This is a genomic window from Streptomyces sp. iso_384, assembly GCF_056172905.1.
On the sequence record NZ_JBWBTT010000001.1, the window covers coordinates 1,348,939 to 1,361,487 of the forward strand.

Here is a 12,549-nt window from a genome sequence, read left to right on the forward strand (position 1 = left end):
GCAGCACAACAGGGCATGCCGTGGTGAAGCGGCACAGGGTGGACGGGAAGGACCGCGTTTCCCCACCCGGAGGTCGATGTGCCGTCCCGTCGCGGACCGGAGCGAGCGGAACGGCCGCCCCTGCGCAGCCTGGCCGCCGCCGCCACCTCGCTGCTGGCCCTCGCCGCCATGTCCCTGGTCGCGGGCCCCGCCGCGGCCGCCACGGGGGACGCCACTCCCTGCGCCCTGCCCCGGACGGCGGCGCACCACTCGCTCGGCCTGAACACCTGGAACGGGTCCTACCCGCGCCCCGGCCGGGGGCTCGACGCGGTCATGATCTTCCTGTCCTTCCCGGACTCCGAGCCCACGCTCACCCCCGAGACGCTCACCGCCGACCACTTTCCCGCCACCACCCGCTTCTTCGAACGCGCCAGCTACGGCCGGTTCACCCTGCGTGCCCATCCGCAGCGGACCTGGACCCGGATGCCGCGCGACTCCACCTGGTACGGCATAGAGCGCGACTGGGACGCGGAACGGCGCACCGCCTACCTGCGTGACGCCATCGACGCCGCCGACGCGGACGTGGACTTCTCCCGGTACGACGTCGTCTACCTGGTGGCCGACCCGGACGCCCCCGGCGTCGACTCCGACGCCACGAAGGTCGTCAACTTCGAGCGGCCGCTGCGCGCCGACGGCAGCGACATCCGGCGCGTGGTCACGGTCTTCGAGCAGCACCCGCCCGACCGCAACGTCCTCGCCCACGAGACCGGGCACGTCTTCGACCTCGCCGACCTCTATCACCGGCCCACCGACGGCAAGGGCGACTGGGACACCCACGTCGGCGACTGGGACGTCATGGGCAGCCAGTTCGGCCTGGCCCCGGACCTGTTCGGCTGGCACAAGTGGAAGCTCGGCTGGCTCGGCGGCCGCCAGGTCGTCTGCGTCCAGGGCTCGGCCGACCTCACCCTGGAACCGGTCGCCGCCGCCCCGGTGCCCGGCGGGTCGATCGGCACCCGCCTCGCCGTCGTCCGTACCGGCAGCGACAGCGCCCTGGCCATCGAGGCCCGCAGCGCCACCGGGAACGACCGGGGCACCTGCGCCGAGGGCATCCTGATCTACCGCGTCCGCAGCGGTACGGCCTCCGGCGGCGGACCCGTCGAGGTGGTCGACACCCATCCGAACACCGGGGCCTGCTGGGACCGCTCCGTCTACCCGCCCCTGGCCGACGCCCCGCTCGGGGTCGGGGAGACCTTCACCGTGCCGGGCGCCGGCACCCGCGTCGAGGTCGCCGACCGTACCCCGTCCGGCTCCTGGACCGTCCGGATCACCACCGGCGTCTGACCGCACCGCCCGGTGCCGGAACACGAAGAAGCCCCCCGCTTCCGCGAAGGGCTTCTTCCGTCTGTGCGCCGTCAGGGACTCGAACCCCGGACCCGCTGATTAAGAGTCAGCTGCTCTAACCAACTGAGCTAACGGCGCCTGCTGACGTCGTAGACATTAGCATCCTGATCCGCCCGAGGAAAAATCGTCGGTGCGGCACCCCGGGAGGCCCCGGACCGGCTCACCCGCACACAGGCCCAGAGCAGCACGTCGGGGCCCGGCAGCCAGGGGTTGCGGGTGTCGGGGGCGACCACCCAGCGCGGCCCGCCGTCGGACGACGCGCAGGTCAGCGGCGGTACGGTCACGGCGTCACCGGTGCCGTGACAGAGCAGCGGCGGCACCTCCCCGCGCCGCTCGCCGGTGCCCGCCGCACCACCGGACCCCCACTCCTCCCAGGCGAGCAGCGAGGGCAGCCGCTGGGCCGTTCCGGGGGCGGCGAACAGCAGCATCCGGCCCCGGTGCGTGGCGACCGGACCGGAGCCGGGGCCCTCGGCCCAGAGCTGTTCCAGCATCCGTCGCCCGAACAGCGCCGGCACGTTCACGACGTCGAAGGCGGAACCGCACGGGAGCACCCCGGGCGCCGTGGGGCGCTCCTCCCACTGGGAGAGCGTGCTGCGCGGGTAGGGGGCGGCCCCCGCCAGCCAGGCGGCGCCGGCCGCCGTGACCTGGGCGGCCTGGGGTCCGGACTGGTCCCGCAGCAGGGCGAAGATGTCGACGCCGTGGTGCGGGGCGGCACCGGCCTGCAGGGTCGTTTCGTCTTTCAGCCATGCGCTCATGGAGAAAGGTCTACCGGGAGTGACGGAAAGGATTCCGAGAGTTGCGGGAAACCGGGACAGGGCCGGAGAGGGAGGGGTATCTTGCGCGCCGGAATATGCCACGGGACCTGACCACCGGCCTGCCGGAACAGCACCTGCCCCGCCCGCCCCACACGTCACACCGGCCCCATGGGTCGGCGCCTGCCCGGGAGGACACCCCGTGGATCAGGCTCTGGGCGCGTCCAGCAGGGTGCGGCCGAACTCGATCATCTTCTTCGCGTAGTCCTCGGTCCACTCCGCGCGCTCCGCGACATCCGCCGCCGTCAGCCGGTCGAACCGGCGCGGGTCGGCGAGCTGGGCCGCCGCCAGCGCCTGGAACTCCACCGACCGGTCCGTCGCCGCCCGGAAGGCCTGCGTCAGCTCGGTCGCACGGGCCAGCAGCTCGCGGGGGTCCTCCATCGACTCCAGGTCGAAGAAGTGCTCCGGATCCGCCGTGGCCTGAGACGGCTCGAAGAGCAGTGGCGCGGGGCGCAGCCGCTGCCGTTCGTTCCGCTCGGACTGTGTCATGTGGTGTTCCTCCCTCGGGCGACCTGATGACCGGAAGACCCGGACGGCCACCCTCCATTGTCCAACCCCGCGCAAGGGGGCCGGGGTGTGCGTCGGGGGCGCGGGGGAGCGGCGCCCGCTCGGGGCCGTGACCGTGCGCCCCGGGCTCCGGACTGCGGGAACACGCTGCGGCCCCGGGGCTCCGGGAACGGGCCCCCGCTCAGGGCCGCCACCGCACCCGCCGCTCCGCGAGGTGGGCCAGCACCGCGTGGTTCGCCTCCCAGCCGTCGGGGAACTTCACCGTGACGCCCAGCTGGACCGGCTCGGTGGACGGATGCTCGTCCAGCAGATCCGCGACCCCCTCCCGGCACACCACGACACAGGCGTGCCGGTGCCGCGAGGCCAGTACGCACAGCCGGCCCGTCTCCAGATGGAAGGCCGTGGCGTCGGGCCGCCCCGACAGCGGGTGCAGCACCACCGTGACGTCGAACTCGCGGCCCTGCATGCGGTTCGCCGTGTCCACCGCGACCCCGGTGACGCCCAGCTCCGCGAGGGCCGCCCGCACCGCCGCCGCCTGGTCCCGGTGGGCCGTACCGACCGCCACCCGGTCCGCCGTCACCGGCACCGGACCCTCCGCCCGCTCGCTGGTGGCGACGCCGCCCCGGTCCAGCAGCCGCCGGACCACCAGCGCCACCGCCCGTACCGCCTCGGGATCGGTGCGCGGGGTGTGCCGGGCCGGCAGCTCCAGCAGCCCCCACCCGGACTCCGCCGCCACGTCCAGCACCCGGTCCGGCCCCGATCCGTCCGACGCCACCCCGAACGAGAGCTTCCGGTCCCCGTGGCCCGTACCGCTGCGGAACGGGGTGTACGGGTAGAACGCGTCCGACACCAGCGGGGCCGCCGACGCCGGAAGCCGCCACGACACCGGCAGCCGGTGCTGCGGCAGCTCCGGATTGTGCGCGAGGAGCGTGGACACCGCACTCGCCGACGGGTCGTAGCTCAGCCCCGCCCACTGGTCCGCGCCGACGATCGAGAACGGGTCCAGCTGGCCCGGATCGCCGACGAACAGCGCCCGCTCGAACAGCCCGGCCACGGCCAGCAGCGCGTCCGAGCGCATCTGGTACGCCTCGTCGACGATCGCGTGCCCCCACGGCTCCACGTTCTTCACGTGCGCCCACTTGGCGGCCGTCGAGATCACCACGTCGAGTCCGGCCAGATCCGCCGCCTTCGCCGACTTCGTCACGTTGGACAGCCCGTCCAGCACCTTGTCGTACGGGTCGGAGTCGCTGCTGTGCAGCCGCCCCACCGGCAGCTCCGGGTCCTTCTCCGCGAGCCGCACCACCAGGTCGTCGACCTGGGCGTTGGTCTGCGCGATCACCATCAGCGGATGCCCGGCGGCGGCCAGCTCCAGGGCGGCCCGGACCACCAGCGTCGACTTGCCCGCGCCGGGCGGCGAGTCCACGACGATGCCCCGGGAGGAGCCGCGCAGGGTGTCGTCGAGGATCGCGCCGGTCGCGCGCGCCGCCTCCGCGCCCGGGTCGAAGACGGCACGCACAGCGGGTCCTCCCGGGTGGCCGGTCGTCACAGCGGTCCCTCCGTGGCGGTGGCGACGGCGGTCGGGATCACAGCAGGTCCTCCGGGGTCACGGGGTCGGGGTGTTCCGCGCGCGTCGCGGCGTCCGCGCCCGGCGGGCCGCCGTGGGTCCACGGCGTCTCCTCCGGGTCCGGCAGCTTCGGGCCGCCGCGCTGGTCGTGCTCGAACAGGGTCCAGGCGATCCGCTCCCCGGGCTCCGGCACCGAACCGGGCGCGGGCTCCTTGCCCCGGCCCATCCGGTCCAGGATCCGCAGCACCAGCAGGATCTCGCCGTCCTCGGCCACCGGGGAGGCGTACACGTCGGCGGAGCCGGCGTCCGCGTCGGCGGGGGAGGCGTCCGCGTACCGCACGAACTCCGCCGTCTGCGGCTTGCCGTCCAGCGAGCGGTAGACCTTCGTCCGCTCGCCCAGATGCGGACGCTCGTCCGTGCGGACGGTGACGAGCGGGCGCGGGGAGGGCCGCTTGGACTCGGTGTACGCCATCTCCACCTCGGTCACCGTGGCGAGGAAGGCCTCGCCCGCCAGCCGCCGGCCCGCCAGCACCAGCGGATCGTCCAGCGCCTCCTGCGCCTCCAGCTGGGCCTGGGCGGTCTCCCGGGAGGCCAGCTTCTGGGCCGCCGTCACCGCGTCGTCGCGGCGCGGCTGTGGCGGCTCGCCCGAGCGCACCCGGTCGCGGTGCGCGGTGAACGACCAGCGGTCCCGGGTCCAGCGGTCCTCGGCCCGGGAACCCTCCGGCAGCTCCCGCAGCAGATCGAGGCTCCGCCACACCGCGTCCCAGGTCGGCAGCATCACCTTCGCCAGCAGGGAACGGATCGCCCGCTCGGCGTCGCTCAGCTCGCCGAGGCGGGCGTCCGCCGCGAGACCGTCCTCGGCGGACGCCAACGCCGTACGCGCCCGGTCGTACCGCTCGATCGCCGGGGCGAGGAGACGGTTGTCGAAGTCCGGATCGGTGGCCGGACCGGCCGGCGGGCACAGCAGCTGGCCCTCGCCGTCCCGGGCCAGCTCCGCCCGGAGCGCCGCCTCGGCCCCCGAGGAACCGGCCGGCGGGTCGATCCAGGCCAGCAGCGCGCCCAGGTGCTGGTCCTCCAGGCTGCTCTGCCCGGTCGCCCAGTGCCGGTTCAGCAGATCCGTGGCGGCGGGCAGCAGCGAGGAACCGGGCACCCGGGCCCGCTCCCCGTAGTGCGTCAGCCAGCGGCCGAGCAGCGGCACCCGGGCCGGGGCCGGATACGGGGTGTCCGGATCGTCCTCGGCGGTGCGGCGGAACCGCATGGACCGGCCCAGCAGCCGCACGAACTCGACACCCGCCCGGCTCGGCACGATCAGCTGCGCGGCGTCCGTGCACAGCTCGACCTCGACCTTGGTCTTCCTGCCGGTCGCCGGATCGGTCTCGTTGCGCTCGGCGGGCTCGACGACGTCCGCGTACGCCTCGATGTGCGGCAGGACCGCCTCCGCCAGCTCGGCCAGGAACGCGAACCGCAGGTCCCGGTCGCGCGGCTGGGCGACGGCCAGCAGCCGGGGCGCCTCCCGGTCCGTGCCGACCAGCGCCCCGAGCGGGGCCCCGGCCTCACCCGCGGTGGTCAGCGGCACCAGCACCAGCGGCCGGTCGGTGAGATGGCGGTGCCGTACGGTCGCGAGCGGCTGGGCGCGGCCGGTGTCGACGGCCTCCAGCCGGGCCAGGGTGGTGATCAGCGACATGCGGCCGCACCTTCCGGATTTCCGGCGCCCGCGACCGAGGCGGCTTCCCGGGCCCCGGCCCGCAGGACGGCGGAGCTCTCCAGGGCCTCGGAGCGCAGGGCGGCGGCCCGGCGCAGCGCGGCGACCGTCGGATCGGCGGGATCGCCCTCCTTGCCCGCGGCGGCCGCCAGCACCCCGGCCACCGTGGTCAGCCCGCCCAGCTCACCGCGGACACTGCGGCCCAGCGCCTCCACCGCGCCCTCGGCCCGGGACTTCGCCCGGCAGTGGAAGGCCAGCTCGCAGGCGGCCAGGCACTCCGGGGCGTACGCCGGGGGCACCGCCGCCACGGCGGCGTCCAGCTCCTCGGGCGGGCACGCCGGGTCGAACGTCGTGCCCTCCGGCAGCGCCGCCGCGATGTCCTCGACGCGCGTCAGCCGGGTCAGCTGCCGGCGGGTCACGGCACGCTGCTTGCGCACGTCCACGACGGAGGCGGTCGGCAGGTTCGAGAAGTCCTTGGGGCAGACCAGCAGCACCCGGTGCCCGACCTCGGCACGCTCCGTGACCGCCGCGACGCGCTCCAGCGCCAGCACGTACACCGCGGCCTGCCGGGCGGCGGCGCCGACCTTCGAGGCGTCGGCGGAGGCGTCGATCATCGGAAACGACTTGATCTCGACGACCGTCCACCGGCCGTCGGGATGCACCACCACCGCGTCGGGCTCCAGATAGGCGGGGGAGCCCGCCACCTCCAGGGCCAGCATCGGATGGTCCAGCAGCGCCCAGCCGCCCGCCGCCGTGGCCTCCCGCAGGGCCAGCGCGGTGCGCGCGGCCCGGCCCTCGGGACCGGCGGCGCTCAGATCGGGTGTGGCGACGTCACCGGCCGGGGCCGGGGCGCCGCCGCCGAGCCGTTCGTACAGCAGGCGCAGCAGCTCGGCCCCGCCGTCGGCCTTGACCTTCGCCTCGAACGCGTTGCCCCGCATGAAGGCGAACTGGGACTGCCCGAAAGGGGCGGGGGAGCCGAGCGCGGTGGCCAGCACGCCCTTGTCCACCCCGGCGCCGTCGAGCAGGGCCCGCCGCTTGCAGCCGGGATTGGCGGCCAGCGCGGCGAGGGCTCTGGCATCGAGCGGATGCGGTGCGACGGACGGGCCGCGCAGCTCAGCGAGCCGCTGCCGGAGCGTCGTCGCTCGCGGCCGCGTCGGCGGCGTCTCTGTCTGCCGGGCCGCCGACTGCCGCGCCGGGGGGATCTGCGGAGGTGGTCCGCTGGCCGGGGATTCGCTCACCCGGGGAAGTCTTGCACCCGGCACTGACATTCGGGGGCACGGTCGCCGGAACGGCCTCGGGAACGTCCGCGGGAACGGTGCTCCGGCCGCTCGCGGACCGGCCGTCGAACAGCGCCGCGAGCGGGCCGGTGACCCGGGCTCCGGCCCAGACCTTGAACCGGTCGGCCAGCCGGATGACCGGCCTGGTCAGCAGGGCTCCGACACCCATCACGGCGGCGCCCGCGACGGCGTCCAGGAAGTAGTGGTTGGCGGTGCCCATCACGACGATCGTGGTGATCAGCGGATAGGCGATGCCCGCCGCCCGGACCAGCGGATGGCGGCCGTGCCGCCACAGCAGGATCCCGCACCACAGCGACCATCCGACGTGCAGGCTGGGCATCGCCGCGTACTGGTTGGTCATCCCGCTCAGCCCGCGCGGGGCGCTCGCCCCCGCGCCCCACCAGCCGTACGCGCTGTACTGCGCCATCGTGTCGACGAAGCCGTGGCTCGCGTCCAGCAGCCGGGGCGGACAGGTCGGCATCAGCGTGAAGCCGACCAGCCCCAGCAGCGTGGAGTTCATCAGCCAGACCCGGGCCGCCCGGTACGCCGACGATCTGCGCCGGAACAGCCATATGAGGACGGCCGGGGTGACCAGGTAGTGCAGGGACGCGTACGCGAAGTCGGCGGGTATCCCGAGCGACGGGGTGCTGGTGAAGAGACGATTGAGCGGGTGCTCGGCGTTGAGGTACAGCGCCTGCTCCAGCCGCAGGATCGCCAGGCCGTGGTCGACCGCGGTCGACACATCGCCGCGCACCAGGAGCCGGCCCACCGAGTACAGCGCGTACACCACCGCGATCAGTGGCAGCTCCGTCCACCAGCGGGGCCGATGACCGGTCACGGGCGGCGCGGTGGCGTGCGGCATCCGGTAGCTCTCCCCATGTTCATGCGGCCGACGGCAAGCGTTCAACCGTACGGCGGCACCGTGCCGCCGATTCCCCCGGGGGTCCCTTCCGGACATCCCGTACGCAGCGCTCCCCGCCGTGGTCGAAGCGGTCGGCGGGCGGCTGCTCAGGGAGGGACGCCCGCACGGCCCCGGAGGTTGCCTTTCCGCCCGGTACGGGATGATGGAAGGCCCATCACCAGCGATTCAGCGTTTCAGGGAGAGCCGTCATGGCACCGCGCATCCTGCTCGCCCGGCACGGCCAGACCCAGTGGTCGGTCCGGGGCAACCACACCGGCAGGACGGACATCCCGCTCCTGGACAGCGGGCGCGAGGGCGCCGCACTGCTCGGCGAACGGCTGCACCGGGAGCCCTGGGCGGGGCTGCCCGGCGTCGAGGTCCGCACCAGCCCGCTCGTCCGGGCCGCCGAGACCTGCGAACTGGCCGGGTTCGGGAAGCGGGCCGAGCCGTGGGACGCGCTGATGGAGTGGGACTACGGGGCGTACGAGGGGCTGACCCCGGCCCAGATCAAGGCGGACCGGCCGGACTGGCTGATCTGGCGCGACGGGGTGCCGGACGGGGAGTCCGTGGCCGACGTCACCGCCCGCGCGGACGAGATCGTCGACTGGGCGCGCTCGGCGGACCGGGACGTCCTGGTCTTCGCCCACGGCCACATCCTGCGGGCGCTGGGGGCGCGGTGGCTGGGCGAGGACCTGTCCTTCGGCGCCCGCGTCCGCCTGGAGCCGACGTCGTTGTCGGTCCTGGGCTGGGCGTACGGCCTGCCGGCCGTGGAGCGGTGGAACGACACGGGCCACCTGGAGCGCTAGCGTCCCGGCTGCGCCACGCGCTCAAGCCCGTCCGGCGATCGAGGACGGAGCCCCCTGCTCGGGCGGGCGCCCCCTTGGCGGAACCCTCGGGCCACCCAGTCCGTCCGGCGTTTGAGGATGGAGTCTCCCCTGCTCGGGCGGGCGTCCCCTTGGCGGAACCCTTGGCCCACCCAGCCCGTCCGGGGCTTGAGGACGGAACCCTTCGGCAGGGTGGGCGGCTCTTCACGGACCCCGGGGCGCGGGAGCCTCTGATCGGTACCCGAGAACACGCTCAACGGTTCCGTCCTCAAACGCCGGACGGGCTGGTTGTGCGCACCGGGAACGTGCTGAACGGTTCCGTCCTCAAACGCCGGGCGGGCCAGAGGGTGCGGCGGGCGGGCGGTCCGTGGTGGTCGCGTCCTGGTGGCGGGTCAGGAATGTGGTGACCGGGCCCGCCCCCGCCCGGGACTCCAGCACGCGCGCGGCCCCCGCCAACATCCCCCGGATCCGCGAGGACTGCACCCGGGTCAGCAGATCCAGCACCTGGTGCCCCGTGGCCGCAGCCTCGTCCGCCCGCCCCGCCCGGGCCAGGTCGCCCGTGAGCTGGGCCCGGTACAGCGCCAGGTTCCGGGTGAAGTGCGCGTCCTGGAGCACCACCGCCCGCCGCCCGTGCCGTGCCGCCCGGGACCAGTCGCCCAGGGCCGACCAGCACTGCGCCTCCAGCAGCTCCAGTTCCGCCTCCCGGAAGAAGCTCATCCACTCCGGATCACCCGTCGCCGGCCCCCGCTCGAACGCCGCCCGGGCCCGCCCGATCGCCCGGTCGCACCCCGTACGGTCACCGAGCCCCGCCCGGCCCCCCGCCTCCCGCAGCGCGAGCAGGGCCAGCAGCCGGGGTGACCCCAGCCCGCGGGCGGCCCGCTGTCCGGCCTCCGCCGCGCGTACCGCCTCCCGGGGCCGCCCCGCGTCCCGGGCCAGGAACGACGTGTTGCAGAACGCGTGCGCCTCAAGACCCGCGTCCCCCGCCAGCCGCGCCGTGGCCAGCGCCTCCGCGTAGTGCGAGCGGGCGTCGTCGAAGCGGCCCGAGTCATGGGCCAGCCAGCCCACCGAGATCGCCAGCTCACCGGCCCCGGCGTGCAGCCGGTCCGAGGTGGCGCGCCGCGCGGCGGTCCCCGCGTCCAGCAGCTCGTACGCCGCACGCAGCGGCTGCGCGGCCCGCCGGTAGAGCCCGTCCGCGCCGTGCCGGTCGTCCAGCAGCCGGATCTGCCGTACGGCCTTCTCGACGGCGCTCACCTCCGCCTCGCCGACCCGGCGCTGCGCGGGCAGAGAGACCCGGGCGGCGGAGGCGGGCGCCCCGCCGAGACCCAGGGAAGCGGCCGCCATCGTGGCGGTGCCGCTCATCATGAACACGCGACGCAGCACGTCGCTCTCCTCGGGGATGGGGACGGGGACGGTGATGTCGTCGGGTCCGGGTCCGGGTCCGGGTCCGGGTTCGGGTTCGGGTTCGGTGTCGCGGTGGGGGAGGACCGGCCCGGCGGCCGGCGCGGGCGGCGGCTCGGACACGACCCGGGCGCCCCGCCCCCGTACGCTCTCGCGGGCCGAGAACCCCAGGTCGGCGAGGGTCGCCCCGGGGAACATGTGCAGGAAGACACGTTCGTAGGCGTAGTTGGGGCAGCGGATCTCCCCGGACTCCACGCGCCCGATGTACCGGGCGTCGCACGCGACCTGCTCCCCGATCTCCCGTGCCGCTCTGCGGACGGCCGCCGCGAACTCCCCGGCGGAGCGCTGTCCGCGCAGCTGACGGAAGGCGAGGTTGGGAACTGCCGCTGTCGACACCATGGCCGGCCCCTCTCTGGTGCGGCCGGGATCCGTGGTTCCCGGTGTCCCGGCGGAGCAAGAACGTACCTGCTGTGACGGGATGCACACACAGCGTTTCTTCGCGAAAGGGGCATTCCGCCTCTGATCCGCCATGAACTGCCACCCTTTGCAGCGGTGTGCGCCCGTAGCCCTTGACGCACCAGCGGCGTTGGTCCACGTGGAGACGGAGTGTGGCTCCGTTCGGCGATGAGAGGAGGGGTTCCCTTGTTGCACCTCGGCAGGGAGACCGGCTCACGGACGACCGCGACGCAACCGATGCCCCCGCCTGCCCCGACGACCCGGACCGGTTCGAGGAACCCCCTCGTCCCCGCGGCCCCCGCCGCCTCCGCACCGGGGGACCAGTCCTGCGACCTCGTCACGGTCCCGGCGCGCCAGGGGCTGGAAGCCGTCGACATCCTCCGCCGGGGACGGGACCAGGAGGCCGTCGGCCCGGTCCTGCACGACGGCGCCTGCGACACCCTCGGCTTCCTCGTGCCGCCGGGCACCGCCGACGCCTGGGACGTACCGGGCAGCGCCTGTACGAGGACCGACGGGCGCGGGCTGCGCATCCCCGCCGAGCCGCCCGCCACCGGTGCCGGCTCCGGTTGGCTGCTCCCGCCCGCCGACGACGCCCCGGTCACCGATCCGGCCGTGCTCCGCGCCGCCCTCGACCAGGCCGCCCGGCTGATCGAGGCGGCCGACAACTGCTGCTGAGCCCATAATGGCCGGACGGGCGGAACACCTCCGCCGCGGCCGGCGACCCGGGCCCCCACCAGCAAGGATCAGCGAACGTGGCACGTCGAGGAGCGTCGGCCCGGGGCAGGAACAAAGCCGCGGGCACGGACAGAGCCACGGGCCGGAACAAGGGCAAGGGCACGGGTGACCGGACGCTGGAACGGCGGGGCGAGCGCGAGCCGGTCTCGCGGCAGGTCGGCGGCGGGCTCGCCGAGCTGATACCCGACCGGGAACGCCCGCACGGCTGGACGCTCCTGATCGACCGCGCCCCGCAGTCCCACGTGGACCTCGACGACCCCGCGTACCTCTCCTTCGCCTACCAGCGCCGCCTCGGCCACGTCATCGACCTCGCCGCCCCCGCGCTCCAGCCGCTGCACGTGCTGCACCTGGGCGGCGGCGCGTTCACCCTCGCCCGGTACACCGCCGCGACCCGCCCCCGCTCCACCCAGCAGATCGTCGAGCTCGACGCGCCCCTCGTGCAGTTCGTCCGCGACCATCTCCCGCTCGACCCCCAGGCCCGCGTCCGGGTCCGGGCGGCCGACGCCCGCGAAGGGCTCGGCAGATTCCCGGACGGTTGGGCGGACCTGGTCATCGCGGACGTGTTCAGCGGGGCCCGTACCCCCGCCCACCTCACCTCGGCGGAATTCCTCACCGAGGTCCGCCGGGTCCTGAAGCCCGAGGGGCGGTACGCGGCCAACCTCGCCGACGGGCCCCCGCTCGCCCATCTGCGCGGTCAGGTGGCCACCGCCGCCGCCGTCTTCCCCGAACTGGCGCTGGCCGCCGACCCGGTGGTGTGGCGTGGCCGCCGGTTCGGCAACGCGGTCCTGCTCGCCTCGGCCCTGCCGCTCCCGGTCGCGGAGTTCACCCGGCGGGTGGCGAGCGACCCGCACCCCGGCCGGGTCGAACACGGCCGTGATCTCACCGACTTCACCGGCGGCGCGGCCGTCGTCACCGACGCCGCTGCCAAGCCGTCCCCCGCGCCGCCGCCCTCGGTCTTCGACAACCCCTGACCAACCCCTGACCAACCCCTGA

The 12,549-nt window shown here is 74.8% G+C and carries 11 protein-coding genes and 1 tRNA gene; 4 read left to right on the forward strand and 8 right to left on the reverse strand.

Annotation, left to right across the window (positions count from 1 at the left end; translation table 11 throughout):
• Positions 1–78: 78 nt before the first annotated feature.
• A complete protein-coding gene (locus AC0VY3_RS06030) occupies positions 79–1,320 on the forward strand; it encodes a M6 family metalloprotease domain-containing protein (protein ID WP_103511160.1) in 1,242 nt (413 codons plus the stop codon).
• A gap of 64 nt (positions 1,321–1,384) precedes the next feature.
• Here AC0VY3_RS06030 and AC0VY3_RS06035 read toward each other — a convergent pair.
• From AC0VY3_RS06035 to AC0VY3_RS06065, 7 genes are all read right to left on the reverse strand, one after another.
• Positions 1,385–1,458: transfer RNA gene (locus AC0VY3_RS06035), tRNA-Lys, on the reverse strand.
• Positions 1,449–2,135, reverse strand: coding sequence for a bifunctional DNA primase/polymerase (locus AC0VY3_RS06040; RefSeq protein WP_103511159.1), 687 nt, complete (start codon positions 2,133–2,135; stop codon positions 1,449–1,451). The genes AC0VY3_RS06035 and AC0VY3_RS06040 overlap by 10 nt, the downstream gene beginning before the upstream one ends.
• Before the next feature lie 204 nt (positions 2,136–2,339).
• On the reverse strand, positions 2,340–2,681 hold the full coding sequence (locus tag AC0VY3_RS06045; RefSeq protein WP_098025437.1) for a hypothetical protein: 342 nt from the start codon (positions 2,679–2,681) through the stop codon (positions 2,340–2,342).
• Positions 2,682–2,880: 199 nt separating this feature from the next.
• Positions 2,881–4,215, reverse strand: coding sequence for an AAA domain-containing protein (locus AC0VY3_RS06050; protein WP_475549137.1), 1,335 nt, complete (start codon positions 4,213–4,215; stop codon positions 2,881–2,883).
• 67 nt (positions 4,216–4,282) lie between these two features.
• Complete coding sequence (locus tag AC0VY3_RS06055) at positions 4,283–5,947, reverse strand: hypothetical protein (RefSeq protein WP_475549138.1); 1,665 nt, start codon at positions 5,945–5,947, stop codon at positions 4,283–4,285.
• A complete protein-coding gene (locus AC0VY3_RS06060; protein ID WP_475551645.1) occupies positions 5,938–6,972 on the reverse strand; it encodes a hypothetical protein in 1,035 nt (344 codons plus the stop codon). Before AC0VY3_RS06060 ends, AC0VY3_RS06055 begins: the two co-directional genes overlap by 10 nt.
• A 106-nt stretch (positions 6,973–7,078) precedes the next feature.
• Positions 7,079–8,104: a phosphatase PAP2 family protein gene (locus AC0VY3_RS06065; protein ID WP_103511156.1), complete on the reverse strand. Its 1,026-nt coding sequence runs from the start codon at positions 8,102–8,104 to the stop codon at positions 7,079–7,081.
• A 248-nt stretch (positions 8,105–8,352) separates the two neighbouring features.
• On the opposite strand from AC0VY3_RS06065, the gene AC0VY3_RS06070 reads away from it, so the two are divergent.
• Positions 8,353–8,949 carry a histidine phosphatase family protein gene (locus AC0VY3_RS06070; protein ID WP_103511155.1) on the forward strand — a complete coding sequence of 199 codons (597 nt, stop codon included), beginning with the start codon at positions 8,353–8,355 and terminating at the stop codon, positions 8,947–8,949.
• Between the two features lie 342 nt (positions 8,950–9,291).
• Here the strand turns inward: AC0VY3_RS06070 and AC0VY3_RS06075 are convergent, their stop codons facing one another.
• The gene (locus AC0VY3_RS06075) at positions 9,292–10,764 is read right to left on the reverse strand and encodes a tetratricopeptide repeat protein (RefSeq protein WP_475549139.1); all 1,473 of its coding nucleotides are present in this window, start codon (positions 10,762–10,764) and stop codon (positions 9,292–9,294) included.
• A 243-nt stretch (positions 10,765–11,007) separates the two neighbouring features.
• Between AC0VY3_RS06075 and AC0VY3_RS06080 the strand changes: the two genes are divergently transcribed.
• Positions 11,008–11,496 (forward strand): hypothetical protein, encoded by a 489-nt coding sequence (locus AC0VY3_RS06080; RefSeq protein ID WP_308462578.1) that lies wholly within the window; start codon positions 11,008–11,010, stop codon positions 11,494–11,496.
• A gap of 77 nt (positions 11,497–11,573) precedes the next feature.
• Positions 11,574–12,527, forward strand: a complete 954-nt coding sequence (locus AC0VY3_RS06085) for a spermidine synthase (RefSeq protein WP_475549140.1) — start codon at positions 11,574–11,576, stop codon at positions 12,525–12,527.
• Positions 12,528–12,549: the final 22 nt, after the last annotated feature.